Source organism: Protofrankia symbiont of Coriaria ruscifolia, assembly GCF_900634745.1.
In the GTDB taxonomy this organism is placed as follows: domain Bacteria; phylum Actinomycetota; class Actinomycetes; order Frankiales; family Frankiaceae; genus Protofrankia; species Protofrankia californiensis.
Window position 1 is genome coordinate 19,708 of sequence record NZ_CAAAFR010000075.1, and the last position, 24,131, is coordinate 43,838.

Consider the following 24,131-nt stretch of genomic DNA (forward strand, 5'->3'; position numbering starts at 1 on the left):
CAGCGGAATCCACCGCGGCGCCGGCGAGGGAGACCTATGGCTGACACCACAACGTCGATCTACGCGCCGGACCTGCTGCGGGGCAAACGGATCCTCATCACCGGCGGTGGGACCGGCCTCGGCCGAGGGGTGGCAGCCCACCTGGTTCGCCACGGCGCCCAGGTCCATCTGTGGGGACGCCGCCAGGCAGTCCTCGACGAGGCCGCCGCGCAGGTCTCGGCCGGCCGGCCGGGAACCGTACACGTACAGACCGTCGACGTGCGCAAGGCCGATCTCGTCGACGCGGCGATCGGCGAGATCTGGGCGCGGCACGGGCCGTTGACCAGTGTTGTCAACAATGCCGCGGCAAACTTCATCGCGCCGACCGCCAGCCTGAGCGCACGGGCCTTCGAGGCCGTCAGCGCGACCGTGATGAACGGTTCCTTCAACACCACCCATGCCGCCGGCCGCCGGTGGATCGCCGAGGGCCTGCCCGGAGCGGTGCTGTCCACCCTGACCACCTGGATCTGGACCGGTTCGGCGTTCGTGGTCCCGTCCGCGATGGCCAAGGCCGCTGTGCACGCCATGACCATGTCGCTGGCGGTCGAGTGGGCCCGTTATGGGATCCGCCTCAATGCCGTCGCGCCCGGGCCGATCCCGACGGACTACGCCTGGGAGATGCTCAACCCCACGGACAAAAGCGCGGTCGGGGCGACCCAGGCCGACCAGATCCCGATGCGCCGCATGGGCACCATCGAGGAACTGGCGAACCTCACGATGTTCCTGCTGTCGGACGCCTGCGACTACCTCACCGGTGAAACGATCACGATGGACGGGGGGCAGAAACTGGCTGGCCCCGGCACGTTCGCGGGCCTGACCGCACTGAGCGACCAGGCCTGGGCGGACATCCGCGAGCGCAGCCAGCTGGCGACCGTGCAGAGCAAATCCCAGCGCAGCATCTGACGGTTCATCAGCTGGGCTGCCCACCAGAGCCGCGCAGCCCTGCCGCCAGAAACACTTTCCTACCCCCAGAGGTGGGCACCCTAACCCGAAGATTAAAAGAATCGCCAGGAAGACGCGTCCGGTGCGGCACCGGCCTCGACAGAATAATCGAGCACGGCACAGTATCAGGCAGGAGAGTCAGCCGCCGCTGTAGTCGCGGAGGCGCTTGGTGTACGTGGCGCTGAACTCGGCATACAGCTTGCGGAGTTCAGCGCCCGGCCAGTCCTCGGGTAGCAGTTCTGGGGGCAGATAGGGGTCGATCAGGAGGTGCCGGAGAACCTCGGCGGTGACCATGAATCCGGCGGTCAGAGCGCCGGCAGTGTCGAGCTCCGTACAGAGGCGGCGCGCTTCGTACGCCCAGCCGGGTAGGTCCCAGAGCAACCCGACCAGCTTGAGAGAGTCCGGATAGCGGCTTTCGAAGAAGGTGCACTGTTCGGCGACGGTGCCGCTGAGCTGCCGAAGCAGGTTGTCCGGGCGAATCCATACACCTTCCCGAAGCTCTGCCAATCGGAAGCCGACCATGCTCTTGCGCCGACCTATGACTTCCGTCCCGCGCAGACCGGCTGGCGCCGAGCCACCTACAACGACGACATGACCAGCCGGAGCTTGGACGTGCCCCTTGCGCCGCTGGTGGGTTCGGACCCAGTGTTCAACGAGGCCGCCCGCCGGAGCGGCGTCAACAGGGAAGCCGGCTGGGGCCAATCCGAGACACGATGGCTCCCCTCGTACGTCTCGCACGTAATCAGGATGCAGACATGACTGACGAGGAGATCCCGTTCGACGTCAGTGCGCTGGAGAGATGGCTAAAGGCCAAGGGCCTCTGCGTCGGGCATGTGCGGCTACGACGCATTGGGGACGGTCACTCCAACCTCACCTACACTGTCACGACCGGCGAGCAGACTCTCGTGCTGCGCCGACCGCCGCGACCGCCCCTGCCCAGGGGCGCGAACGACATGCGGCGTGAGGCGCGCATCCTTCAAGCGCTGGCGGACACCGACGTTCCGGTCCCACGGGTACTCGCCGTCGCCGAGGAGGGCGACGTGATGGACGTTCCCTGCTATGTCATGGAACATCTCGACGGCGTGGTCGCTACCGACACCCTGCCGCCGGCTTTGGACACCGTTGAGGGACGTTCTGCCGCAGCCGAAGCCTTCATCGACGTCCTTGCCGCGCTGCACACCGTCGACTGGCGTGGCTGCGGGTTGGGCGATCTCGGACGGCCCGACGGGTTCCTCGAGCGCCAGCTCGACCGATTGCCCCGCCTGATCGCCGACGAGGACGGGGTACTGGACTCGCCGTTCGACGAGATCCGTGACCAGCTGCGTACCACGGTGCCCACATCGGGTGAGCCGGCGCTGCTGCACGGCGACTTCCGGTTCGGCAACGTCATGCTCGCGCCCGACGGACCTGCCCGGCTCCTCGGTGTGCTCGACTGGGAGCTGGCCGGGATCGGCGATTCACTCGCAGACCTCGCCTACACGCTCGTTACATACGCTGTTCCCGGTGAGCCGCTGCACGCCCTGACTGAGATGTCCACGGTGACCCTGCGGGACGGTTTCCCGGGACGGGATGTGCTTGCTGCGCGCTACGCGACCGCCACCCGCCGAGAACTGTCACGGCTGCCCTGGTATGAGGCATTCCAGCTGTTCAAGCTCGCGGTCCTCTTCGAATACAGCCGCCGTAAGACCGTCACGGGCGAGGGCGACCGCTACTACGCCGATCCTGCGCTCGTCGACGGCCTGCTCGGTGCCTGCCGACGCACTCTGCGCCAAGCCGCGGGGTCGATAGCCGGGAGGGCCTATTGACCGGCCTGCCCGATTCAGTTTAGACCACGACCAGCTCGGAACAGCGAGGAAACCCAATGTCGAAGGTTCTCTACGAGAAAGGCGGCGAGATCGCCTACATAACCCTCAACCGCCCCGACAAGCGCAACGCCATCGACACCGAGACCGACAACCTGCTTTTTCGGGCATGGACCGACTTCCGCTGCTGGCCGGAGAGACTGTCAGCTACGAGGGCGAGTTCTTCTCGTTGGACGAGGCACGGCTTCGACCCACGCCGGAGCAGCCCATCCCGCTGGTGCTAGGCGGCCGTTCCAACGCCGCGCTGCGACGGGCGGGGCGACTGGGCGACGGCTGGCTCGGCATCTGGACCTCGGCCGCGCGCTGCGCCGAGGCGATCGACGCCGTCGAGGAGCACGCAGCGGACGTGGGCCGTGCCGATGTCGGCTGGAAGCACGGCATGACATTCTGGTGCGGGTTCGGCTCCGACCGGGCCGCGGCGCGCAGCAGGGTGGCCCCGGCGATGGAAGGCCTCTACCGCACTCCGTTCGACAAATTCGAGTCCTATGTCCCCTACGGCACGGCGGAGGACGTGGCCGAGTTCGTCGCGCCTTTCATCGAAGCCGGTTGTAGCACGTTCAACTTCATCCCGTTCGCGGGCAGCGACGAGGCCGGTATCGACGCCGTGGCCGATGTGCGCAAGCTGCTGCAGGGCGGTTCGTGATGGTCACCGGCTACGATTCCGACTCGTTGATGGAGGCCCGTTCATGCTGAACCACCGCAAGGTCTATGACGACGACCAGCGCATGTTCCGGCAGTCGGTCCGGCGCTTCGTCTCCAACGAGGAAAAACAATGGTGACGCTGGGAGGTGTCGACCCAGGTTTCGGCCCTCGGGACGACCTGCGGCACTGGCCGGCCCCGGGCGGGAAGATGCGTGACAGCCTCTTCTGGGAGCTGATCATGCCTGAGGAGCGGCTGGGTATGCAGATCTACCTATACCTCACCGACCGGGGCAAGACCGGCTACAACGTTTCCGTCTGGGGACCGGGCACCGAACCGGTTGCGCTCAAGCTGGCGAGTGGGGGCGTACCGGCCGACATGGACTTCGACAACTTCGAGTTCCAGGGTCTCACGGTCAAACAGCCGGAGCTGCGTCGTAGCGCCGAGGTCGTGTTCCATGATGAGGAACTGACCATTGAATACACCTTCGCAGCGATCCACGACGCGTTCAGCTACCGCTCGAACCCCGACGGTCTGCCCGCCTGGTTCGCGGAGAACCGGCTGGAGCAGACCGGTCGCGTCACGGGCTTCATCGACGTCGGCGGACGCCGGATCGAGTGGGACCGGATGGGGCACCGTGACCATTCGTGGGGGAACCGCAACTGGGGGATTCCGCACCATTGGAAGTGGTTCGTCGCGTACACCGAGTCCGGCCGGGCCGTGAACGGCTGGATCTGGATCGCCAAGGGTGAGTGGGGATTCGCAGGCTATGTCGTCAAGGATGGCGTGACCGTTCCGGTCTCGCACATCAAGCACAAGGCCTCTTACAACGAGGACATGACCCAGCGCCGGCTCGATGCCGAACTGATCGACATCGCCGGCGAGAGCACACATCTCGTGCTTGACAGCTACGGGGTCGTCAAGCTGCCCACCAACGACAAGATGGCCACCGAGATCTGGGAGGCGGCTTGCACCGCGACAATCGACGGTGAGGTCGGCGCCGGACAGTTCGAGACCCACTGGCCGACGCCCTACCTGCAGCACCTGATTGAGAGCAAGGCGTGATCTGGGGCTGATCAGTTACCGGTTGTAAGGCGCTGGGGGAGCGCCTGAGTGCGCACGGCCTGCGTGAAAGGCCCCTGACGACTTGTTCTCCTCTACCGTCCACCGAACGTTCCGGCGGGGAAGTGGCCCTGGACCCGTTCCGGGCGAGTGTCCCGGCCTCGGGCGTCGATCAACGGCAGGCTTTCGGTATGGCGAGCATGTGGACAACCGATGGGTGTGGCAGAAGGCGCGCAGGTGCGGGTCCTTGTCGTAGTCGGCGTCGGCGATCGGCCAAGATCATCTGTAGGCGGGTTGTTTGCGCCCTCGCGACTTCCGACACTAGGGTCCAATGATCAGACCTTTGCTTGGAGGTAGGGTGCGCGCAGTCGTCCTCCGTGAGTTCGGTGCGGCGCGGAACCTGCGGTTCGCCGACTTTCCCGATCCGCGACCGGAACCCGGGTGGACGACGGTCCGACTCCGTGCCACCGCCTTGAACTGGCATGACGTGCTCGTCCGGCAGGGCAGGTATCATTCCCCGCTGCCGCATGTGCTCGGTGCGGACGGCGCGGGCGTGCGCGTGGACACCGGCGAGGAAGTAGTGATCGTGCCCTCGCTGTGGTGGGGCGAGGACGACAGTGCGCCGGGTGCGGACTGGCAGATCCTGGGTGACCACCAGCCGGGCACCTACGCCGAGCTGGTGCGGGTGCCCGTCGAATGCGTGGTGCCGAAGCCCGCCGGACTCAGTTGGCCTGAGGCGGCGGCCCTGCCGCTGGTGGGGCTGACCACCTATCGCGCGCTGTTCACCCGCGGCAGGCTGCGCGCCGGGGAGTCCGCGCTGGTGCTCGGTGCCGGTGGCGGTGTGGCCACGATGGCGGTCGGTCTCGCTGTCGGCATCGGTGCCTCGGTGGTGCTCACCTCGTCCTCGGCCACCAAAATCGCGCGGGCCCGCAGCCTCGGGGCCAGCGGTGGAGTTCTCTACACCGAGCCCGACTGGGCGCAGGCGGCGAAGGAGCGCTCACCCGGGGGACGAGGTTTCGACCTCGTGCTGGACTCGGTGGGAAGCTGGCGGGAGTCGATCCAGGCGTTGCGCCCCGGCGGCCGGCTGGTGGTTCTCGGTGCTTCGCGCGCGCAGGAAGCGCTTATCGACGTACGGCGCTTCTACTTCGGCCAGTACGACCTGCTCGGCACCACGATGGGCAGTCCTCGCGATTTCGCCGGGCTGCTGGCGCTGCTGGAATCCCGGCAGGTGGCACCTCCGATCATCGACAGGGTTTTCCCGCTCGATCAGGCTGAGCAGGCGCAGCAGTACCTCGAGCGGGGCGACGGGTTCGGCAAGATCGTCCTTGCTCAGGACTGAACAAGGACTGAACACTCGTACCGGGAAGGGACAACGTCGATGGCAGACAAGCTCGTCCGTTACGAGGCGGATGACCGCGGTGTCGCCTTCGTGACACTGGACCACCCGCAAACCCGCAACGCGCTCAGTGACGAGCTCCTTGACGATCTTCTGGCTGCGCTGGAAGCGGCGAGGAACGACAGCGCCGTGCGGGTCGCGGTGCTCACCTCGTCGCATGATCGGATCTTTTCCGCGGGTGGCAATCTCAAGGCGTTCGCCGATGATCGTACGACGATTACCAAGTACGCCGGACTTGATCGCTTTCCGCGTCTTTTCAAGCTGATCGGGGCTTTGGGCAAGCCGGTGATCTGTGCCGCCAACGGTGACGTGCTCGCGGGGGCGTTCGGGTTGGCGCTGGCCTGCGACCTGGTGATCGCGAAGGAGTCGGTCCGGTTCGGCTGTCCGGAGATCAACGTGGGCGCGTTCCCCTTCATGATCTCGGCTCTCATCTACCGCAACGTCGATCGGATGAAGGCCAACGAGCTGATGATGCTCGGTGACCTCATCAGCGCTTCGGAAGCCCGTGACCTGGGCATCGTGAACACGGTAGTGCCCGACGCCGAGTTCGACGATGTCGTCCGTGCCTGGGCGCACAAGGTGGCGTCGAAGTCGCCGCTGCTGATGAAGCTTGGCAAGGATGCCATCAACGCCACTCGCGACCTCGGTCTGGGCGAGGCCCTGGATGTGCTGCAGGCTCAGCTCGCCCTGGCCTTTACCACCGAGGACCTCGTCGAGGGAGTGCGGGCGTTCCGTGAGAAGCGGGCCCCCGAGTGGAAGATGAGGTGATCGTTTCTTCCTGACCGGCTACCGGCACCGGGGTCAAAGTCATTGCTTTTTTGGTCTAACCATTCTAAGGTCGACTAAAGTACTGTGACCTGGCACACGGTCGTTGTTGACTGCGAGGAAGATCACGATGACGTTCACAACGGTGACGGACCGCTACTCACAAGACGACATCGCCACCTTCTATGCCACCGGCTTATGGTGTGAGGAGACCCTGTTCGACGTCCTGGACGTTCAGGTTTCCGGGCAGCCCGACAAGGTGTTCATCACGGACGACACCACGTCCCTGACCTACCAGGAGCTCCGGGATACCGGGTTGCGTCTCGCGGCGAGCCTCAAGCGTCTGGGTCTGGGTAAGGGGGACCGCGTCTGCGTCCAGATCCCCAACTGGACGGAGTTCGCGCAGATCGCGGTGGCGCTGTCGCGGATCGGTGCCATCATGGTACCGATCATGCCGATCTACCGGCGTGACGAGGTCGGCTACATCCTGCGCGACGGTGGCATCCGGGTGGCCATCACCTGCGAGAGGTTCAAGAACTTCGACTACCTCGACATGTACACCAAGCTCCAGGCCGACTGCCCGGACCTGGAGAAGATCGTTGTAGCGCGGGGGCATTCCTCCGACGAGCGTGACTCGGTGATTGCGTTCGGGTCGCTGTTGGCGGCCTCCGGCCCGGTGGTCGCGGCCGAGGAACTCGGTGCGGGTGCCGGCGCCGATGACCCTTTCGTCATCGTCTACAGCTCGGGCACGACGTCTCGCCCCAAGGGCTGCCTGCATACCTTCAACACCTTTGCCGCCGGCTCGCGGTTGCTCGGCAAGGGCCTCGGTTACCGCCGGTCCGACGTCCAGTTCGGCCCGTCGCCGGTGACACACACGACGGGGTTCATCACGAGTCTCCTCATACCGATGATCTACGGTGCCGCCTCGCACCTCATGGAGACATGGGAGCCCAGCGCAGGGTTACAGCAGATCAGCAAGTTCCACTGCACCGTCGCGGTGACCGCGACGACGTTCCTGCAGATGCTCATGGACGTCTACGATCCCGACCAGCACGATCCCAGCAGCCTGCGCATCTGGGTCTCCGCGGGTTCACCCATTCCGGGGGCTTTTGTGGAACGGGCTCGCAAGCTGTTGCCGGACTGCCAGATACTAAGTCTCTACGGCCGTACAGAGAACGCCGTGACCACCATGTGCACGGTGGAGGACGACCCAGGTCGTTCGATCACCTCCGACGGATCGGCCCTTCCCGGAACCTCGATCAAGGTCGTCGACGAGGTGGGCCTTGAGCTGCCGCGCGGTCAGGAGGGCGACATCGCCTTCCGCGGGCCCAGCCACATGCTCGAGTACATCAACAACCCGCAGGAGACCGCCGCCCTGTTCACCCCGGACGGCTATTCACGGTCAGGTGACCTGGGGGTCATGGACGAGGAAGGCTATGTCCGGGTGACCGGCCGGTTGAAGGACATCGTCATCCGCGGTGGCATGAACATCAGCGTCCGCCAGGTCGAGGATCTGCTCACGGCGCACCCGGCCGTCAGCGGTGTCGGGGTCGTCGGGATGCCGGACGACCAGCTGGGGGAGCGGCTGTGCTGCTACCTCGTGCTCGCCGCGGGGCATGAGTCGCTGACGCTGGAGGACATGCAGACCTACCTTCTCGATCAGGGTCTGGCCATCCAGAAGATGCCCGAACACCTGGAGATCGTGCCACGGCTGCCGATGACCGCAACGGGCAAAATCCAGAAACACATCCTCCGCGCCGACATCGCCGAAAAACTCAAGTCGTGATCTGTGCCGGCGTGGTGATGCCAGCACGGTGACGCGTCGCGTCGACGTCAGGATGAGGCGACGACGACCTGCGCGCTGGCCTTCACCACCGTGTCGTCGCCCCGGCTCGCCGACAGGGCGACATCGGCGATCGAGACAGGGCCCTGTCCGTCGATCGCGACGATTTCACCCGAGAGACGTAGTACGTCGCCCAGGAAAACCGGGGCGACGAAGCGCACCTCGAACTCCCGCAGGTGCTCCACGCCGAGCCAGTCCGACAGCCAGCCGGCCAGCATCCCGGCCTGCATCTGCCCCATCGAGATGACACCGGGAAAGCCGGTCGACCGGACGAACTCGGGGTCGTGGTGCAGCGGATTGAAATCACCGCCCGCGCCGGCGAAGCGCACGATGTCGGTCTGCGTGAGCGGCCCGATGTCCCTGGCCGGGAATGTGTCTCCGATCGTGACCTGAATGGGTTGCCTCATGCGCTCTTTCCCCGCTCGATGAGCACGTCCTGCTGACGGACGACCGGTGTTCCCGCGGAGTCGACGTACTCGGTTTCCAATGTCACTATGCGCATGGAACCGCCGCGTTTCCCGTCCCGACGTTCGTCGCCGACGACGCGGCGCACACCTCGAAGCGAGTCCCCGGCCTGGAGCGGGCGCAGGTACTGCCACCGCACCGAACCGACGACCACACGTTCGAGGGCTAAGCCGAGCTTTTCGACAAAGGCGCGCTGGTCACGCCGATGCCCGGCGACGACGACATGGGTCGGGGTGGCCAGCAGATCGTCGAAACCCGCGGTGCGTGCGGCGTCCGCGTCCGTATGCACGGGGTCCGTGGTGAACGTCGCTCGGGAGAATTCCCAGATCTTGCCGCGCTCGACATCGAAGGCGACCTCGTCCACGACCGTGCCGATGAGTTCCCCGCTCAACCGTAGTTCCTCGCCAACGTGAAAACCCCTTTTCGGTCTGACCTATAGTATCATCGCATGAATCGCGGATGAGGGGTGCTAGCATGGATCTTGCGGACTCGCCAGAGGAACAACACTTCCGCACCGAGGTCCGGCAATGGTTGGCGACGGCCCTTCCGCGGCTTCCCTGGCCGGAGCCAGCCGACCTGGTCGAGCAGCTGCCGTTCTGGCGGCAGTGGCAGCGCATGCTGTTCGACGCCGGTTATGCCGGACTGTCGTGGCCGAAGGAGTACGGCGGCGGTGGTGTCAACCTGAAAATACGTGCGATCTTCATCGAGGAGACGGACCGCGCCGGCGCACCCGAGCGTCTGAACATCATCGGCGAGGACCTCGCCGGTCCGACGATCATCGGGTTCGGCACGGACGCGCAGAAGGAACGGTTTCTCCGGCCGATCCTCTCCGGTGAGGAGATCTGGTGCCAGCTCTTCTCCGAGCCGGAGGCCGGATCGGACCTGGCGTCGCTGCGGACCAGGGCGACCAAGGTCGACGGTGGCTGGCGGCTGCAGGGCCAGAAGATCTGGACCAGCCGGGCCCACCTCGCCGCCCACGGCATCCTGCTCGCGCGTACCGGCGGCGGGCCGCGCCACAAGGGCATCACCTACTTCCTGCTGCCGATGGACGCCGAAGGCGTCACCGTCCGTCCACTCGCGCACATGTTGGGAGAGGTCGAGTTCAACGAGGTCTTCCTCGACGACGTGTTCGTCCCGGACGACATGGTTGTCGGTGAGGTGGACGGCGGCTGGCGCGTCGCGATGGCCACGCTGTCCTACGAACGGGTCGCCATCGCCACGGGCCGGGTGAACACCAAGCGCGCTGTCGATGACATCGTCACGGACGTCAGCCGGCTCACCGACGACAACGGGCGCCCGCTGGGGGGCGACCCGGCGGTCCGCCAGAAGGTCGCCGACCTCTACGGACGTGCCCTGATCCACTACCTCATCGGTCAGCGGGTGATCACGCTCGCCGCCGACGCGGGTCCGCCCGGGCCGGTCACCTCGATCGGCAAGCTCTACTTCTGCCCGCTCGTCGAGGACCTGGCCGATTTCCGGCTCTCCCTCGAGCCGCTCGGCGGTCAGTTCTCCCCGGACGACGAGCGGCTCGGCAACTCGCGGTGGCTCCGGTTGGCCTATCAGGCTCGCGGCACCGCGATCGCCGGGGGATCCACCTTCATCCAGCGCAACATCGTCGCCGAGCGCATCCTCGACATGCCCCGGAGATGATCGTGACCGAGTGCACCTGGACTCCCACCTCCGAGTACGTCGAGAACGCCAACGTCACGCGGCTGGCGCGCGCGCACGGCCTGTCGTCGCTCGCCGAGCTGCGCGAGCGCTCGGTGCGGGACATCGGCTGGTACTGGGACGCAGTGGTGAAGGACCTGAACCTGCCGTTCCGCACGCCGTACTCGCGGGTGGTCGACCTTTCCGCGGGCATCGAGCATCCCGACTGGTTCGTGGGCGGCGAGCTCAACATCGTTGACGCCTGCCTGGGGCGTTGGGACGGGGACGAGCCGGTCGCGAATCAGCCGGCCGTCATCCACACGGCCGAGGATGGCAAGATCAGGATTGTGACCTACCGCGAACTCGTGCGGCAGGTGAACAAGGTCAGTGCGGGCCTGCGCGGGCTGGGGATCGGGAAGGGCGACGCGGTGGCCCTGTTCCTGCCGATGGTTCCCGAAGCCGTTGTCGCCTGCTACGCGCTCGCTCGCCTCGGTGCGGTCCTGGTGCCGTTGTTCTCCGGGTTCGCGCCCACCGCCATCGCCTCCCGCATCCAGGATGCTGACGCCAAGGCGGTCATCGTGGCCGACGGCACCGTGCGGCGTCGACGCGCGGTGCCCATGAAGCCACTGCTCGACGAGGCGCTGCGGTCGTGCCCGACCGTGGAGCATGTCATCGTCGTCGGCAACCTCGAGGGCGTCCCGGAGACCTCCGGGGCCAGGGACACCCGGTGGAGCGATCTTCTCGCCGGCCCGGGCGACGCCGGCGAGGCCGAGGTGATGCACGCGACCGACACCTTGCTGCTGGCGTACACGTCCGGCACGACGGGCCGGCCCAAGGGTGCTGTCCACACCCACGCCGGTTTCCTCGTGAAGGTGGCCAGCGAGGTCGCCTACTCCTTCGACGTCGGCCCGGGGGGTGTGTTCTGCTGGGTGACCGACATGGGCTGGATCATGGGCCCACTGTCGATCTTCGGCACGCACGCCAACGGCGCGACGCTGCTGCTGTACGAGGGCTCGCCCGACGTGCCCGACTCCAACCGACTGTGGGACCTGGTGGACCGGCACGGCGTCACCATGCTCGGGGTCTCGCCGACCCTGATCCGGACGCTTCGCTCCAGCGAGAAGGCCTCGGTCGACGGCTTCGACCTGTCGTCGGTGCACGTGCTCGGGTCGACGGGCGAGCCCTGGGATCCCGACTCCTACGAATGGCTGGCGAAGGACGTCTTCGGGGGACGGGTCCCGATCATCAACTTCTCGGGTGGCACCGAGGTCGGCGGATCCTTCCTCGCGCCGTACCCGGTTGAGCCCATCCGGAGCTGCTCGCTGGGCGGGCCGTCGCTCGGCATGGACGTCGACGTGGTGGACGACCGGGCGCAGTCGGTGCGTGGCGAGGTCGGCGAGCTGGTCTGCCGTCAACCATGGCCCGCGATGACGCGAGGAGTGTGGCGGGACGAGGCCCGCTATCTCGAGGCGTACTGGTCGACCTTCCCCGGGGTGTGGCGCCACGGCGACTTCGCCATGGTCGACAAGGACGGGCAGTGGTTCATCCTGGGCCGCTCCGACGACGTCATGAACGTGGCGGGCAAGCGCCTGGCACCCGCCGAGGTCGAGTCGATCATGATCACCCATCCGGCTGTGGCCGAGGCGGCCGCGGTCGGCGTTCCGGACCCCAAGAAGGGCGAGGCCGTCTGGGCGTTCTGGGTCCCCCGCCCGGACACGACCGAGGACGTCTCGGCACAGCTGCGGGAGATGGTCGCGGCCGAGCTCGGCAAACCCTTCGCTCCGGGGCTGGTTCGGCGGGTTTCACAGCTGCCCAAGACGCGGTCGGCGAAGATACTCCGACGCGCGGTGCGGGCGGCGGCCCTGGGCCGGGATCCCGGGGATCTCTCGGGTGCGGAGAACCCGGACGCGGTGGACGAGATCCGCGCGGTGGTCGGGCTGGGCAACTGAGCGCGGGTGGGTCGAGATCGATGGTCCCCGGCGAGGCGTGCCAGCGCCTGTCATGCCTCTTCGGGGACCGAGATCTCGGTGCGTTCCTCGACCTCGAGGACTGCCTGGGCGTAGGAGTGGACGTGACGGTTCATCCGGCGTATCGCGGCCTCGGGGTTCTGCGCTCGAATGGCTTCGGTGATGGACAGGTGCGCCTTCGCCGTCAGCCGTCGTACCTCGGCGTCGATGAACCTCTCGTTCTCGGTGGCGGTGTAGATCGCTCGCGAAAGGGCGGTCATGAGACCGGTCAGCAGCTCGTTGTGACTGGCGATCGCCACGCCCACGTGCCAGTCGACGTTGGCCTGCAGGAACGCCGCCAGCGTGCTGTTCTCGTCGGCGATGGCCTCGTTGGCGGCGTCGAGCACCTTGAGGTCGTCCGCCGTGCGGTATCGGGCGGCAAGCTGGGCGCAGAACGGCTCGATGGCCTCGCGTGTCTCCAGCAGTGCGGCCAGCCGAATCTGCTGGCCCCGGATCACCAGGCTCACCGAGGTCGCGACCGCCTCCTTGCTCGGCCGCTGGACAAAGGCGCCACCGGCACGACCGGCCTTGATACGGACCAGGCCCTGAACCTCAAGGATGCGCAGGGCCTCACGCACCGTTGAACGACTCATCCGGGTCTGCGTAACCAGCTCACGCTCTGGCGGAAGCGGTGTGTTCTCGGTGAACTCGCCGGTGAGGATGCGCTCGCGAAGCTCGTTGGCGAGCACGTCCGATGCCTTGGGGACCTCCATAGGACCGAGCTGGATCGCCGATCGATCCTTCTTCAGCGTGTCAGCCATGTGCTTCTCTCCACAGATGGTCTATTGGTCAGACCTAAGTTACCATCCGAACATCGTGCGCGATGCAATCGTGGAACCGAGCATGACAGGAGCAGACATGCGGTGGGATCTGGCCGACGAGCAGGAGATGTTCCGGGACTCGTTGCAGGAGTGGCTGGATCGTTTCGCTCCCGCCGAGACCGTGCATGGCTGGCTGGGCACCGGTGACGTCGCCGCGTTCGAGCGGCTGCTGGTCTCGAACGGCTGGTTGGCCGTGGGGTCCGCGGAGGACTACGGCGGCCAGGGCGGTGGCTTGCTGGAGCTCGCGCTCACAGCTGAGCAGCTGGGACGCCACTGCGCCCCGTCCAGCGCGTGGATGGCGTCGGTGCTGGCCATCCCGGCGCTGGCCGGCGTACCGGAGCGGGCCGCGGCGGTGCTTGCCGACGGCAGCTTCGCGGCTCTCGCCGTGAACGCCGACAGGCCGCCGGACGAGCCCGGCCCCGTCGTCGAGGTACGGGACGGCCGGGACGGCGGCGTCCTGCGCGGCACCGTGCGGTCGGTCCTCGGCGCGGACCGCGCACGGCAGCTGGTCGTCCCGGCGAGTACGGCCGCGGGACGTGCGTTGTTCCTGGTCGACGCCGACGGCGTCGGGATCAGTGGCCGCACGCTGCTCGACCGCAGTCGCTCGGTCGCCGATGTGGATCTCGCCGACGTTCCCGCACGGCGGCTGGGCGTCGACGCCGAGCGGGTGCTCGCCCAGGCCGCACTGCGGGCGGCTGTTCTCGTCGCCGCCGACAGCCTCGGGGCCTCGGAGCGCATGCTGCGTCTCGCGGTGGAGTACAGCAAGCAGCGGCGGCAGTTCGGGGTTGTGATCGGTTCGTTCCAGGCGATGAAGCACGCGGCGGCGTCGATGCTGGTCTCCGTCGAGGCCGCCCGTTCCATCGTCTACTTCGCCGCCGTGTCCGTGGAGCAGGGGCACGAGGAGGCGGCACTGCACGCGGCGACCGCGAAGGCGCAGGTCACGGCCGCTGGTGAGCAGACGGCCGACAGTGCGCTGACCATGCACGGTGCCATCGGGTACACCTGGGAGCACGAACTGCAGCTCGTTTACAAGCGGGCGAAGCTGAACAAACGGCTCTTCGGCGCGCCGAGCGTGTGGAACGAGCGCCTGGCCTCGGAACTCCCTCTCGTGCCCGTCGGCTGATGCGGCATTTTGGTCTGTCCTTTGATACAATAAGTCCAAAAGATGTCGTGCCTGGCCGAGTGGGAGGCCTGCTGTGGACTTTGAATTGACGGAGGACCAGGCGACGATCCGCAAAGCCGTCGCGGACCTTGCGGGCAAGTTCGACGACCAGTACTGGCTGGAGAAGGACGCCGCGCACGAGTTCCCGAGCGAGTTCTACGACGCGTTCGCCAGGGGCGGCTGGTTAGGGATCACCACGCCCGAGAAGTACGGCGGTCACGGTCTCGGTATCACCGAGGCGTCGATCCTGCTCGAAGAGGTGTCGGCATCCGGCGGTGGCATGAACGCCGCGAGCTCGATGCACCTGTCGATCTTCGGGATGCATCCGGTCATCGTCCACGGCTCGGAAGAGCTCAAGCAGCACAGTCTTTTCCGCATCGTCAACGGCGACCTGCACGTGTGCTTCGGGGTCACCGAACCGGGCGCGGGGCTCGACACCACGCGCATCACCACCTTCGCCCGCCGGGACGGCGACCACTACGTGGTCAACGGGCGGAAGGTCTGGATCTCCAAGGCGCTGGAGTCGGAGAAGGTCCTCCTGCTCACCCGGACGACCAGGTACGAGGACGTGAAGAAGAAGACCGACGGCATGACCCTCTTCCTCACCGACCTCGACCGCAACGCGGTCGACATCCGTCCGATCAGGAAGATGGGGCGCAACGCGGTCAGTTCGAACGAACTGTTCATCGACGATCTCCACATTCCGGTGGAGGACCGGGTCGGCGAGGAGGGCGAGGGGTTCCGGTACCTGCTGGACGGGCTGAACCCGGAACGGATGCTGATAGCAGCCGAAGCGCTCGGGCTGGGGCGGGCCGCGCTGCGTCAGGCCGTCCGGTACGGCAACGAGCGCGAGGTGTTCGGCCGTCCCATCGGCATGAACCAGGGCCTGCAGTTCCCGCTGGCCGACTCCCTCGCCCGGCTCGACGCGGCCGAGTTGGTACTGCGCAAGGCGACCTGGCTCTACGACCGGGGAAAGCCCTGCGCCCGCGAGGCGAACACCGCCAAGTATCTCTGCGCCGACGCCGGTTTCCAGGCGGCCGACCGGGCGCTGCAGACGCACGGCGGAATGGGGTATTCCGAAGAGTACGCCGTTGCCCGGTACTTCCGGGAGGCGCGGTTGCTGCGGATCGCCCCGATCAGCCAGGAAATGGTCCTGAACTATCTCGGCTCACACGTCCTCGGTCTTCCCAGGAGCTACTGATGTTCGGTTTGAACGGTCGCTCGGCAATGGTGACGGGCGCGGGTAGAGGAATCGGGGCGGCGGCCGCGGAGGCGTTCGCGGCCGCGGGTGCCGCGGTCCTCGTCTCCGACATCGACGAGCAGGCGGCGAAGTCGGTGGCGGAGCGGATCCGCGCGGCCGGGGGCACAACGGACTCCTGCGCCCTCGACGTGCGCGACAGCGCGGCCGCGGCCCAGGCCGCCCAGCGTGCGGCGGCACTCGCCGGCGGCACCCTGCACATCCTGGTCAACAACGCCGGCGCGATCGCACCGGCGATGTTCCCCGACCTGACGCAGGAGGCGTTCCGCCGGATCCTCGACATCCACCTGCTCGGCAGCTTCGTCTGCAGCCAGGCCGTACTGCCCTACCTTCCCGAGGACGGCAGCGGACGCATCATCAACGTGACCTCGGCCGCGGGGCTGCAGGGCACGATCGGACAAGCCAACTACGGGGCGGCGAAGGCAGGTGTCATCGGCCTGACGAAGTCGCTGGCGAAAGAGCTCGCGCGCCGCCACATCACGGTCAACGCGCTCGCTCCGCTGGCGGCCACACCCATGACGCAGAACATCCGCAGCAACGAGAAGCTGGCGCAGAAGACGCTGGCGAGAATTCCGCTCGGCCGGTGGGCGCAACCGGCGGAGATCGCCGGCAGTTTCGTGTTCTTCGCCTCCGACGCGGCCGCGTACATCACGGGCCAGGTGCTGCCCGTCGACGGTGGGACGGTGATGTGATGACCAGGGCGACCACGAGTCCTTTTCTGAACACCGGACGCGAGGTGCTGATAGCGGAGGCTGTCCGCGCGCCCATCGGAAAGTCGCACCCGGAGCGGGGCTGGTACCGCGACACCCACCCCAACGCGATCCTCGCCGCGTGCTACACCGAACTGGTCTCCCGTAGCGGCATTGCTCCCGATGCGGTCGAGGACCTCGTCATCGGCTGCACGGCGCCGTTCGGTGAGCAGTCGCGCAACATCGGACGCAACGCCTGGCTCCAGGCCGGCTATCCGCCCGAGGTGCCCGCCGTCACCCTCGACCGGCGCTGCGGATCGGCGCAGACCGCGGTCGCCATGGCAGCCGCGTTGATCGGCTCCGGCACGCACGACGTGGTCATCGCCGGTGGTGTCGAGCACATGGGACGCGTCCCCATCGACTCGCCGCAGAAAATCTCCGATCTGTACGGCGATCCATGGCCGCAGGAACTGCGCGACCAGTACTCCTTCGTCCATCAGGGCGAGAGCGCCGAGCTGATCGCGGACCGTTGGCAGATCAGCCGCGGGGAGATGGACGAGTTCGCGGTGCGCTCGCACCGGCTGGCCACCGAGGCGATCCGCGCGGACCGCTTCGCCGCTGAGATGGTGCCCCTGGACCTGGCGGGGGAGACCCGCACCACCGACCAGAGCATCCGGCCGGAAACCAGCCTGGACACGTTGGCCGGGCTCAAACCCGCCTTCCGCGCGGAGGGCGGACGCATCACGGCTGGAAGCTCGTCACCGATCTCGGACGGCGCCGCCGGTGTGCTGCTTGCCTCTCGCTCGGCCGCGCAGCGGTACGGCCTGAACGTCCGGGCCCGCATTCTCGACCAGACCACGGTCGGGGTCGACCCCATCATCATGTTGACCGGCCCCATCCCCGCGACACGCAAGCTGCTCGACCGCAACGGACTCACGATCGCCGACATCGACCTGATCGAGATCAACGAGGCGTTCAGCTCCGTGGTGCTCGCCTGGGAACGCGAACTCAAACCCGACATGGACAGGGTCAACGTCAACGGCGGGTCCATCGCGCTCGGCCATCCCGTCGGTGCCACCGGCTCGCGCCTGATGGCCACGATCCTCGCCGAGATGCAACGACGTGACGTCGAGCTCGGTCTGGTCACGATGTGCTGCGGCGGTGGGCTCGGCACTGCCACCCTGGTGCAGCGGCTCGACGGATGATCGAGCTGGCGAGGTACCTGGCACCAGGCGCCGGTGTCTGGTGGAGTCAGGCGAGCGCGGAACCGCGGCCTCTCGTGCATGCTCTGCTCGACCAGATCGGCGAGCTGGGTCCGCGGCGCGCCTTCTGCGGGCTGACCTGGGACGAGCGGCTCACCCGAGAACTGCCCGACACGCTGTCACTCGTCTCGTACGGCGGCCTGGGCGAGTTACGCGCGCTCAGCCGCGCCGGCCGTCTCGATGTGCTGCCGTGCCACTACTCTGTCCTGCCGCGCATGTTCGCCGAGGGACTCGTTCCCCGCGACGTGGGGTTCGTCCAGGTCTCACCTCCGGACGCCGACGGCACCTGTTCGCTCGGTATCGGCGTGGACTACGCGGCTGATGCCGTGCGACACACACCCGTGCTGATCGCCGAGATCAACCAGCGGATGCCGGCGACCGTCGGCACGCCACGGATCCCGCTGAGCCGGTTCGCGGCCGTGGTGGAGACCGACCGTCCGCTGCAGCAGGCGCCCGAGCGTTCACCGGACGCCACGGACCAGGCCATCGCGCGCAACGTCGCGGACCTCGTCGAGGACGGGAATACGCTCCAGATGGGTGTGGGTCCGCTTCCCTCCGCGGTTCTCGACTGCCTCGCCGGCCATCGGGATCTCGGCTTCCACTCCGGAATGATCTCCGACAGCATCATGCGTCTCGTCGACAAGGGTGTGCTGACGGGGGCGCGCAAGGAGATCGACCAAGGAACCATCATCACCGGCGCGGCACTCGGCAGTACCGAACTGTACGAACGGTTGGTCGAAATGCCGATCGAGTTCCGCCCCGCCAGTTACACCCACGCCCCGGCGACGCTGTCTCGGCTGCGTTCGCTGGTGTCCATCAACTCGGCTATCGAGGTCGATCTGACCGGGCAGGTCGGAGCCGAGATACGACGTGGCGTTCTGATCGGAGCGGTCGGCGGCCAGGTCGACTTCTCGCGTGCGGCGGCACTCACCGGGGCCCGTTCCATCATCGCGGTGCGTGCGCGCTCCGGAGCGGAGTCCACGATCAAGCCGGTTCTCGAGGGCGGCGTGGTGACGACGTCCCGTTCGGACGTGGACGTGGTCGTGACGGAGTACGGCGCGGCGCACCTTCGCGGCTGTGACCTCGCGGAGCGCGCCCGACGCCTGATCGCTGTCGCCGCACCGGAGCATCAGGAAGCCCTCGAGAGGTCTGTACCAGACAGGTTCTGAGAAACAGACAGGTCCGGAGAAAACAGAGAGGAGCCGAGCAATGAGCACTCGCCGCCCCGACCATGTGCACATCCGGGAGGTCGGCCCGCGGGACGGTTTCCAGAACGAACCGGAACGCATCGCCACCGACGACAAGATCCGGCTGATCAACGCTCTGGGAAGAGCCGGTTTCAAGCGGATCGAGGTGGCCAGCTTCGTCCGCGCGGACGTGATCCTGCAGCTTTCCGACGGGGTGCAGGTACTCGACCGCGTCGATGTGCCCGACGACGTGTCGCTCATGGTGCTCGTCCCGAACAGCAAGGGGCTGGACAACGCGTTGAAGATGCGGCACAGGTTCCACGAGGTCGCGGTTTTCGTGTCCGCTTCGGAGACACACAACAAGAAGAACGTGAACCGTACCGTCGACGAGACGATGGCCGACAACGACGTCATGGTCGGCCGGATCAAAGCCGAGGGCCTGAACTGTGCCGCCGTCATCGCGACCTCCTTCGGGTGCCCGTACGAGGGCAGAATCGACCTGAAGCGGGTGCTGGACCTCGCGGAGCGGTTCGCCGAGGCCGGGGCGACCGAGGTCGGTTTCGGTGACACGACCGGGATAGCCAACCCCGCGTACGCCGGCGAGTTCTTCACCGCGGCGCTCGAACGGCTGCCCGGGGTCGAGGTCACCGCTCATTTCCACAACACGCGGGGGCAGGGACTGGCCAACGCGTTCGCCGCGCTGAAAGCCGGTTGCGCCAGCTTCGAGTCGAGCTTCGGCGAGCTCGGCGGCTGCCCTGTGCCGGCCGGATCGACCGGCAACATCGCCACTGAGGACCTGGTGAGCATGTTCCACGAGATGGGCGTGGCCACCGGCCTGTCGCTGCCCGCGATCATCGAGGCCGCCCGCGAGGCGCAGTCGGTGCTCGGCCGCACCCTCACCAGTCACTCGATCATCGCCGGGCCGGTCACGTGGCCGTCCAGCATCGCCTGACGAGTTTTCCGCAGACACGACGAGCACATCGGAGACAGACATGAGTAATCGGGTTGCCTTCGTCACCGGCGGCGCGCAGGGCATCGGTGCAGGTATCTCGCGGACCCTCGGGGCCAAGGGTTTCCAGGTCGCCATCGCCGATCTCAACCTGGATGTGGCGCAGGCAACCGCCGGGTCCATCAACGCCGACGGCGGCAGGGCCGTCGCCGTCCAGGTGGATGTGACGGACACAGCCTCCGTCCAGGCCGGGGTGAAGACGGTGACCGACGAGCTCGGTCCGATCGAGATCGCCGTGAACAACGCCGGTTGGGACGACTTCATGAAGTTCGTCGACACCACCGAGGAGTTCTGGAACCGCATCCTGGAAATCAATTTCAAGGGGGTGCTGCGGGTCACCCAGACCGTCGTGCCCGGCATGCTGGAGCGGGGCTGGGGGCGCATCATCAACATTGGCTCCGACGCAGGACGCGTCGGTTCCTCGCTCGAGGCGGTGTACTCCGGTGCCAAGGGCGGCATCATCGCCTTCACCAAGACTCTCGCGCGCGAGGTGGCGGCCAAGGGTGTCACCGCGAACACCGTCTGCCCTGGTCCCACCGACACGCCGGCCCTGCGCAGGTTCGCCGACAATGCCGGCCAGGACGCCGAGAAAGTCATCTCCGGGATGACGAAATCCGTGCCCCTGCGCCGACTGGCACAGCCCAGCGACGTGGCGGCGGCCGTCGCCTTTTTCGCCTCCGACGACAGCGGCTACATCACCGGTCAGACTCTGTCCGTCAGCGGCGGACTCACCATGGCCTGACCGATCTGGGATCGGCCACCGCAGTCAAGGACATCCACAAGAAAAGATATCCACAAGAAAAACAGGCGGCGGCCGGCACCCGTTCTTTGGTCGTCTCCGCAGCCCCGTGGATCCATGAGCTGTTGATGAGGATGGCACGATGCCCGACCCCAGTAACACGGCCGTCAGCTGGAACCGCGTGGCGGACGGCGTTCTGCGCATAACCCTGGAGCGGCCGCCCGCGAACGCGCTCGGTCGGCCCATCATCGAGGGGCTGACCGCCGCTCTGGACGCTCTGGACGCTCTGGACGCGGCGGGCAACATCACGGTCGTCGTCACGTCCGCCATCCCGGGCTTCTTCGCCGCCGGCGCGGATATCAAGCACATGTCCTCGGTGGACGCCGAGTCCTTCATGGCGTACGGCGACTCGCTGCGCGGCGTGCTCGACAGGCTCGCCGCGCCGAGTCGTATCACGATTGCGGCCGTCGACGGACTCGCGCTCGGTGGCGGGCTCGAGCTGGCGATGGCGTGCACGCTGCGGGTCGCCGGGGCCGGTGCGCGCTTCGGTCTTCCCGAAGTCAAGCTCGGCCTGATCCCCGGTGCGGGTGGCACCCAGCGACTACCTCGGCTCGTCGGCCGCGGCCGTGCCCTCTACATGATGCTGACGGCCAGGCAGGTGGCCGCGCCGGAGGCCCACGCGATCGGCCTTGTCGACCGGCTCGTGGAGGGTGGAAAGGCTGAGCAGGAGGCGCTCAAGCTGGCGGTCAAGCTCCGCACCATGTCACTGCCCGCTCTCCAGGCTGTGATCCGGACGGTTGATGCCTCGTTCGATCTGCCCCTACCGGAAGGTTTTGCCTACGAAGTGGCCCAGGAGCAGGCTTTGTTCGAATCCGGCGAAGCCAAGGAAGGACTGATGGCCTTCCTGGAGAAGCGTCCCCCGAACTTCGTCTGACGGTCAGGTCGGGTGGTCGGCCAGCTGGCCGCCGGGCCGAAATGGTGTCCGTAATAGCGGTGGATTTACTTCTCGAAATTTGGCATGGTTTCTCTATGGCGGCGAACCGTTATATGTTGACTGACGAACAGAGATCCGAGCTGATCATGCTGGTCCGTAACTCGGTCGAGGAACGGGCGATTGCCGACCGGGCGCGGATGGTCCTGTGGTGGGACGAGGGTATGTCGGCCCGTGCGATAGCCGCTCTGCTGCGTGTGTCGCCGCCCACCGTATATCTGTGGCCGGCACGTTTCGCCAAGGCCGGGATCGAGGGACTGTATGATGCGTCTCGGTCTGCTCCGCCGCTGGTTCATGATGGCCGAGTGCGCGCGAGGATTCTCGCGCTGATCCGGCAGTCGCCCCCCGCGGAGACGAGGCTGCGGCACTGGTCGAGCCGTGAGATGGCGCGGTACCTGCGACGGGCCGAGGGGATTGTGGTGTCGCACACCTTCATCGCCGACCTATGGCAGAAGAATAATCTTCAGCCGTATCGGCGGGGCCTCTTCAGGCTGTCGACCGACCCGGACTTCCAGATGCTGGACACGGCCGCCGTCGATCGGCTGCGGCATTCACTGAGCGGCGAGATTCACACGAGCAGCTGAGGAGAAGGATCGTGCGGAGCACCGGGGAGATGGTATTCGAAACCATCCGGCTCGAACGTCCCACGGACGGCATTGTCGTCGCGACTCTGAACCGTCCGGAGCGGCTGAACGCGATGACGGTGCTCATGTTCCAGGAACTCGAGGAAATGGCCCTGGCAGTGGACGGCGATGACGACGTACGCGTTCTGATCATCACGGGCGCGGGCAGGGCCTTCTGTGCTGGCTACGACCTCGACGACGCCGAGGAGCTGTCGAGCCTTTCGCCCATGGATATGCTGAAGCGCCAGGAGCGCGCCGCTCGTGCGCTGGCAACGATCCGGTCGATCCGGATTCCGGTGATCGCGGCGATCAACGGAACCGCCGCGGGCGGAGGTCTGTCGCTCACGCTCGTCGCCGACATCCGCCTGGCCGCGCCGTCGGCCAGGTTCAACGCCGCTTTCGTGCGTATCGGCCTGTCCGCCGGGGACATGGGCGCATCCTGGCTGCTGCCGCGCATCGTCGGGCCCAGCCGCGTCGCCGAGATCGGCTTTACCGGACGTTTCGTCGAGGCGGAGGAGGCCGAGCATATCGGTCTCGTCAACAAGATCGTCTCTGCGGGCACCCTGCTGGCCGAGGCCGTCGCCATGGCCGAACTCATCCGTGCCAACTCACCCGGCGGCGTACAACTGTCCAAACGGGCGCTGCAGGCCAACATGGAGGTGCCCTCGTACACGGCCGCCCTGGAGCTGGAGAACCGTGGCCAGGTGGTGCTTACCAGGGACGAGGACATCCCGGAGGTCCTCGACGCCTTCAAGCGGGAGCACACCGACATACCGGGATACACCAGCATCCCGGAACACACCGGCATTCCTGTTCCCGGGTCGCCTGTTCCTGGGCCGGTGACGACGGATCGGACCAACAGTGGGGAAGGCGGTTTCATGCTCCAGTTTGAGCCACCGAAGTTGGAGACGCTGACGCTCGAGCCACTCGAGGGCGGCAACGTGTTGTTGACGGTCAACCGTCCCACCCGGATGAACTCGCTGACGGTCAAGATGTTCGAGGAGTTCAACACCGTCGCCTACGCTCTGCGGGACACCGACGCCAGGGCGCTGATCCTCACCGGGGCGGGCGACCGCGCGTTCTGCGCGGGTTTCGACCTCGACGAGATCGGCGTCATCGGCACCATGGGTGTGCGTGAGTTCCTGCGCTTCCAGGAGATGGCTGCCGGGGGGTTCGCGGCGATTCGTAGCCTTCCTTTCCCCGTGATCGCGGCCATTCACGGAGCGGCCTCGGGGGGTGGCCTGGCCCTCGCGCTCGCCGCGGACATCCGCCTGGTCGCACCGACCGCCAAGTTCAACGCCCCGTTCGTCCGGCTCGGGCTCTCCATCGGGGACCTGGGCACCTCATGGCAGCTGACGCGGCTGGTCGGGCCCGGACGGGCTGCTGAGATCGCCTACACCGTGCGTACTGTCGAGGCCGAGGAGGCGGTCCGGATCGGGCTGGCGAACCGGCTTGTGCCGTCGGAGACGTTGCTGGAGGAGGCGCTGGCGATGGCGAAGCAGATCGCCGGCAATTCACCCGCCGGTATTCGCATGTCAAAGCGCGCACTGCAGTACAACCTGGAGAACGCCTCCTTCGCGGCGGCGCTCGAGCTGGAGAACCGCGGCCAGGCGCTGCTGACGCGCGGCGAGGACATGACCGAGGCGCTGGCGGCGTTCAAGGCACGCCGACCGCCGCAGTTCACCGGAAAGTAAGGACACGGCAGAGTGCCCCGGGAAGGAGA

24 protein-coding genes and 1 pseudogene are annotated in these 24,131 nt (G+C 66.9%); 21 read left to right on the forward strand and 4 right to left on the reverse strand.

Translation table 11 applies throughout. From position 1 onward, the window contains the following. Positions 1–36 precede the first annotated feature (36 nt). Complete coding sequence (locus tag CV1CTNOD_RS10635; protein WP_131785951.1) at positions 37–942, forward strand: SDR family oxidoreductase; 906 nt, start codon at positions 37–39, stop codon at positions 940–942. A 177-nt stretch (positions 943–1,119) separates the two neighbouring features. On the opposite strand, the gene CV1CTNOD_RS10640 is transcribed toward CV1CTNOD_RS10635, so the two are convergent. Next, entirely contained in the window at positions 1,120–1,488 is a 369-nt protein-coding gene (locus CV1CTNOD_RS10640; protein WP_207386328.1) for a PaaX family transcriptional regulator C-terminal domain-containing protein, read from the reverse strand. Positions 1,489–1,736: 248 nt separating this feature from the next. Between CV1CTNOD_RS10640 and CV1CTNOD_RS10645 the strand changes: the two genes are divergently transcribed. The 7 genes from CV1CTNOD_RS10645 to CV1CTNOD_RS10670 all read left to right on the forward strand — a co-directional run bounded on the left by CV1CTNOD_RS10645 (position 1,737) and on the right by CV1CTNOD_RS10670 (position 8,492). Next, positions 1,737–2,786: a phosphotransferase family protein gene (locus tag CV1CTNOD_RS10645; protein ID WP_131785953.1), complete on the forward strand. Its 1,050-nt coding sequence runs from the start codon at positions 1,737–1,739 to the stop codon at positions 2,784–2,786. Positions 2,787–2,952: 166 nt separating this feature from the next. Beyond that, the gene (locus CV1CTNOD_RS10650; RefSeq protein ID WP_131785954.1) at positions 2,953–3,486 is read left to right on the forward strand and encodes an LLM class flavin-dependent oxidoreductase; all 534 of its coding nucleotides are present in this window, start codon (positions 2,953–2,955) and stop codon (positions 3,484–3,486) included. A gap of 43 nt (positions 3,487–3,529) precedes the next feature. Next, positions 3,530–3,622: an acyl-CoA dehydrogenase family protein gene (locus tag CV1CTNOD_RS26535; protein WP_165485438.1), complete on the forward strand. Its 93-nt coding sequence runs from the start codon at positions 3,530–3,532 to the stop codon at positions 3,620–3,622. Then, positions 3,616–4,548: a DUF7064 domain-containing protein gene (locus CV1CTNOD_RS10655; protein ID WP_131785955.1), complete on the forward strand. Its 933-nt coding sequence runs from the start codon at positions 3,616–3,618 to the stop codon at positions 4,546–4,548. Before CV1CTNOD_RS26535 ends, CV1CTNOD_RS10655 begins: the two co-directional genes overlap by 7 nt. Positions 4,549–4,903: 355 nt before the next feature. Continuing rightward, entirely contained in the window at positions 4,904–5,884 is a 981-nt protein-coding gene (locus CV1CTNOD_RS10660) for a zinc-binding dehydrogenase (RefSeq protein ID WP_207386329.1), read from the forward strand. Positions 5,885–5,923: 39 nt separating this feature from the next. Then, a complete protein-coding gene (locus CV1CTNOD_RS10665; RefSeq protein WP_131785957.1) occupies positions 5,924–6,709 on the forward strand; it encodes an enoyl-CoA hydratase/isomerase family protein in 786 nt (261 codons plus the stop codon). Between the two features lie 127 nt (positions 6,710–6,836). Next, positions 6,837–8,492: an AMP-binding protein gene (locus tag CV1CTNOD_RS10670; protein ID WP_131785958.1), complete on the forward strand. Its 1,656-nt coding sequence runs from the start codon at positions 6,837–6,839 to the stop codon at positions 8,490–8,492. A 47-nt stretch (positions 8,493–8,539) separates the two neighbouring features. On the opposite strand, the gene CV1CTNOD_RS10675 is transcribed toward CV1CTNOD_RS10670, so the two are convergent. Then, a complete protein-coding gene (locus tag CV1CTNOD_RS10675) occupies positions 8,540–8,956 on the reverse strand; it encodes a MaoC family dehydratase (protein ID WP_131785959.1) in 417 nt (138 codons plus the stop codon). Then, a complete protein-coding gene (locus CV1CTNOD_RS10680) occupies positions 8,953–9,405 on the reverse strand; it encodes an FAS1-like dehydratase domain-containing protein (protein ID WP_131785960.1) in 453 nt (150 codons plus the stop codon). The genes CV1CTNOD_RS10675 and CV1CTNOD_RS10680 overlap by 4 nt, the downstream gene beginning before the upstream one ends. Before the next feature lie 83 nt (positions 9,406–9,488). On the opposite strand from CV1CTNOD_RS10680, the gene CV1CTNOD_RS10685 reads away from it, so the two are divergent. Both CV1CTNOD_RS10685 and CV1CTNOD_RS10690 read left to right on the forward strand, forming a co-directional pair. Further along, positions 9,489–10,664: an acyl-CoA dehydrogenase family protein gene (locus CV1CTNOD_RS10685; protein ID WP_131785961.1), complete on the forward strand. Its 1,176-nt coding sequence runs from the start codon at positions 9,489–9,491 to the stop codon at positions 10,662–10,664. A gap of 2 nt (positions 10,665–10,666) precedes the next feature. Next, positions 10,667–12,610, forward strand: a complete 1,944-nt coding sequence (locus tag CV1CTNOD_RS10690; RefSeq protein WP_131785962.1) for an AMP-binding protein — start codon at positions 10,667–10,669, stop codon at positions 12,608–12,610. A gap of 50 nt (positions 12,611–12,660) precedes the next feature. On the opposite strand, the gene CV1CTNOD_RS10695 is transcribed toward CV1CTNOD_RS10690, so the two are convergent. Beyond that, on the reverse strand, positions 12,661–13,428 hold the full coding sequence (locus CV1CTNOD_RS10695) for a FadR/GntR family transcriptional regulator (protein ID WP_131785963.1): 768 nt from the start codon (positions 13,426–13,428) through the stop codon (positions 12,661–12,663). Positions 13,429–13,525: 97 nt separating this feature from the next. Here CV1CTNOD_RS10695 and CV1CTNOD_RS10700 point away from each other — a divergent pair, with 97 nt between their 5' ends. The 11 genes and pseudogenes from CV1CTNOD_RS10700 to CV1CTNOD_RS27765 all read left to right on the forward strand — a co-directional run bounded on the left by CV1CTNOD_RS10700 (position 13,526) and on the right by CV1CTNOD_RS27765 (position 24,102). Then, positions 13,526–14,611 (forward strand): acyl-CoA dehydrogenase family protein, encoded by a 1,086-nt coding sequence (locus CV1CTNOD_RS10700; RefSeq protein ID WP_131785993.1) that lies wholly within the window; start codon positions 13,526–13,528, stop codon positions 14,609–14,611. A 73-nt stretch (positions 14,612–14,684) separates the two neighbouring features. Further along, on the forward strand, positions 14,685–15,851 hold the full coding sequence (locus tag CV1CTNOD_RS10705; protein WP_131785964.1) for an acyl-CoA dehydrogenase family protein: 1,167 nt from the start codon (positions 14,685–14,687) through the stop codon (positions 15,849–15,851). Then, complete coding sequence (locus tag CV1CTNOD_RS10710) at positions 15,851–16,600, forward strand: SDR family NAD(P)-dependent oxidoreductase (protein ID WP_131785965.1); 750 nt, start codon at positions 15,851–15,853, stop codon at positions 16,598–16,600. The genes CV1CTNOD_RS10705 and CV1CTNOD_RS10710 overlap by 1 nt, the downstream gene beginning before the upstream one ends. Beyond that, entirely contained in the window at positions 16,600–17,802 is a 1,203-nt protein-coding gene (locus tag CV1CTNOD_RS10715; RefSeq protein WP_131785966.1) for a thiolase family protein, read from the forward strand. The genes CV1CTNOD_RS10710 and CV1CTNOD_RS10715 overlap by 1 nt, the downstream gene beginning before the upstream one ends. Further along, a complete protein-coding gene (locus CV1CTNOD_RS10720; protein WP_131785967.1) occupies positions 17,799–19,028 on the forward strand; it encodes an acetyl-CoA hydrolase/transferase family protein in 1,230 nt (409 codons plus the stop codon). The genes CV1CTNOD_RS10715 and CV1CTNOD_RS10720 overlap by 4 nt, the downstream gene beginning before the upstream one ends. A 40-nt stretch (positions 19,029–19,068) precedes the next feature. Further along, a complete protein-coding gene (locus CV1CTNOD_RS10725; RefSeq protein ID WP_131785968.1) occupies positions 19,069–19,998 on the forward strand; it encodes a hydroxymethylglutaryl-CoA lyase in 930 nt (309 codons plus the stop codon). 40 nt (positions 19,999–20,038) lie between these two features. Next, positions 20,039–20,797, forward strand: coding sequence for an SDR family NAD(P)-dependent oxidoreductase (locus CV1CTNOD_RS10730; RefSeq protein ID WP_131785969.1), 759 nt, complete (start codon positions 20,039–20,041; stop codon positions 20,795–20,797). A gap of 139 nt (positions 20,798–20,936) precedes the next feature. After that, positions 20,937–21,728 carry an enoyl-CoA hydratase/isomerase family protein gene (locus CV1CTNOD_RS10735; protein WP_131785970.1) on the forward strand — a complete coding sequence of 264 codons (792 nt, stop codon included), beginning with the start codon at positions 20,937–20,939 and terminating at the stop codon, positions 21,726–21,728. Between the two features lie 113 nt (positions 21,729–21,841). Beyond that, the gene (locus CV1CTNOD_RS10740) at positions 21,842–22,369 is read left to right on the forward strand and encodes a helix-turn-helix domain-containing protein (RefSeq protein ID WP_165485439.1); all 528 of its coding nucleotides are present in this window, start codon (positions 21,842–21,844) and stop codon (positions 22,367–22,369) included. Between the two features lie 29 nt (positions 22,370–22,398). Then, positions 22,399–23,169, forward strand: a pseudogene (locus CV1CTNOD_RS27760) (enoyl-CoA hydratase/isomerase family protein); the annotation flags it as partial. A gap of 117 nt (positions 23,170–23,286) precedes the next feature. Further along, on the forward strand, positions 23,287–24,102 hold the full coding sequence (locus CV1CTNOD_RS27765) for an enoyl-CoA hydratase-related protein (protein WP_131785994.1): 816 nt from the start codon (positions 23,287–23,289) through the stop codon (positions 24,100–24,102). The last annotated feature ends 29 nt before the right edge of the window (positions 24,103–24,131 follow it).

Bases quoted from the DNA above. Each gene is read 5' to 3' on its own strand.
- CV1CTNOD_RS10710 (WP_131785965.1), top strand. From the start codon at position 15,851: ATGTTCGGTTTGAACGGTCGCTCGGCAATGGTGACGGGCGCGGGTAGA.
- CV1CTNOD_RS10700 (WP_131785993.1), top strand. From the start codon at position 13,526: ATGCGGTGGGATCTGGCCGACGAGCAGGAGATGTTCCGGGACTCGTTG.
- CV1CTNOD_RS10720 (WP_131785967.1), top strand. From the start codon at position 17,799: ATGATCGAGCTGGCGAGGTACCTGGCACCAGGCGCCGGTGTCTGGTGG.
- CV1CTNOD_RS10695 (WP_131785963.1), bottom strand. From the start codon at position 13,428: ATGGCTGACACGCTGAAGAAGGATCGATCGGCGATCCAGCTCGGTCCT.
- CV1CTNOD_RS10740 (WP_165485439.1), top strand. From the start codon at position 21,842: ATGTTGACTGACGAACAGAGATCCGAGCTGATCATGCTGGTCCGTAAC.
- CV1CTNOD_RS10650 (WP_131785954.1), top strand. From the start codon at position 2,953: ATGGACCGACTTCCGCTGCTGGCCGGAGAGACTGTCAGCTACGAGGGC.
- CV1CTNOD_RS10655 (WP_131785955.1), top strand. From the start codon at position 3,616: ATGGTGACGCTGGGAGGTGTCGACCCAGGTTTCGGCCCTCGGGACGAC.
- CV1CTNOD_RS26535 (WP_165485438.1), top strand. From the start codon at position 3,530: ATGCTGAACCACCGCAAGGTCTATGACGACGACCAGCGCATGTTCCGG.
- CV1CTNOD_RS10730 (WP_131785969.1), top strand. From the start codon at position 20,039: ATGAGTAATCGGGTTGCCTTCGTCACCGGCGGCGCGCAGGGCATCGGT.
- CV1CTNOD_RS10685 (WP_131785961.1), top strand. From the start codon at position 9,489: ATGGATCTTGCGGACTCGCCAGAGGAACAACACTTCCGCACCGAGGTC.
- CV1CTNOD_RS27765 (WP_131785994.1), top strand. From the start codon at position 23,287: ATGCTCCAGTTTGAGCCACCGAAGTTGGAGACGCTGACGCTCGAGCCA.
- CV1CTNOD_RS10645 (WP_131785953.1), top strand. From the start codon at position 1,737: ATGACTGACGAGGAGATCCCGTTCGACGTCAGTGCGCTGGAGAGATGG.
- CV1CTNOD_RS10635 (WP_131785951.1), top strand. From the start codon at position 37: ATGGCTGACACCACAACGTCGATCTACGCGCCGGACCTGCTGCGGGGC.
- CV1CTNOD_RS10725 (WP_131785968.1), top strand. From the start codon at position 19,069: ATGAGCACTCGCCGCCCCGACCATGTGCACATCCGGGAGGTCGGCCCG.
- CV1CTNOD_RS10670 (WP_131785958.1), top strand. From the start codon at position 6,837: ATGACGTTCACAACGGTGACGGACCGCTACTCACAAGACGACATCGCC.
- CV1CTNOD_RS10715 (WP_131785966.1), top strand. From the start codon at position 16,600: ATGACCAGGGCGACCACGAGTCCTTTTCTGAACACCGGACGCGAGGTG.
- CV1CTNOD_RS10675 (WP_131785959.1), bottom strand. From the start codon at position 8,956: ATGAGGCAACCCATTCAGGTCACGATCGGAGACACATTCCCGGCCAGG.
- CV1CTNOD_RS10665 (WP_131785957.1), top strand. From the start codon at position 5,924: ATGGCAGACAAGCTCGTCCGTTACGAGGCGGATGACCGCGGTGTCGCC.
- CV1CTNOD_RS10735 (WP_131785970.1), top strand. From the start codon at position 20,937: ATGCCCGACCCCAGTAACACGGCCGTCAGCTGGAACCGCGTGGCGGAC.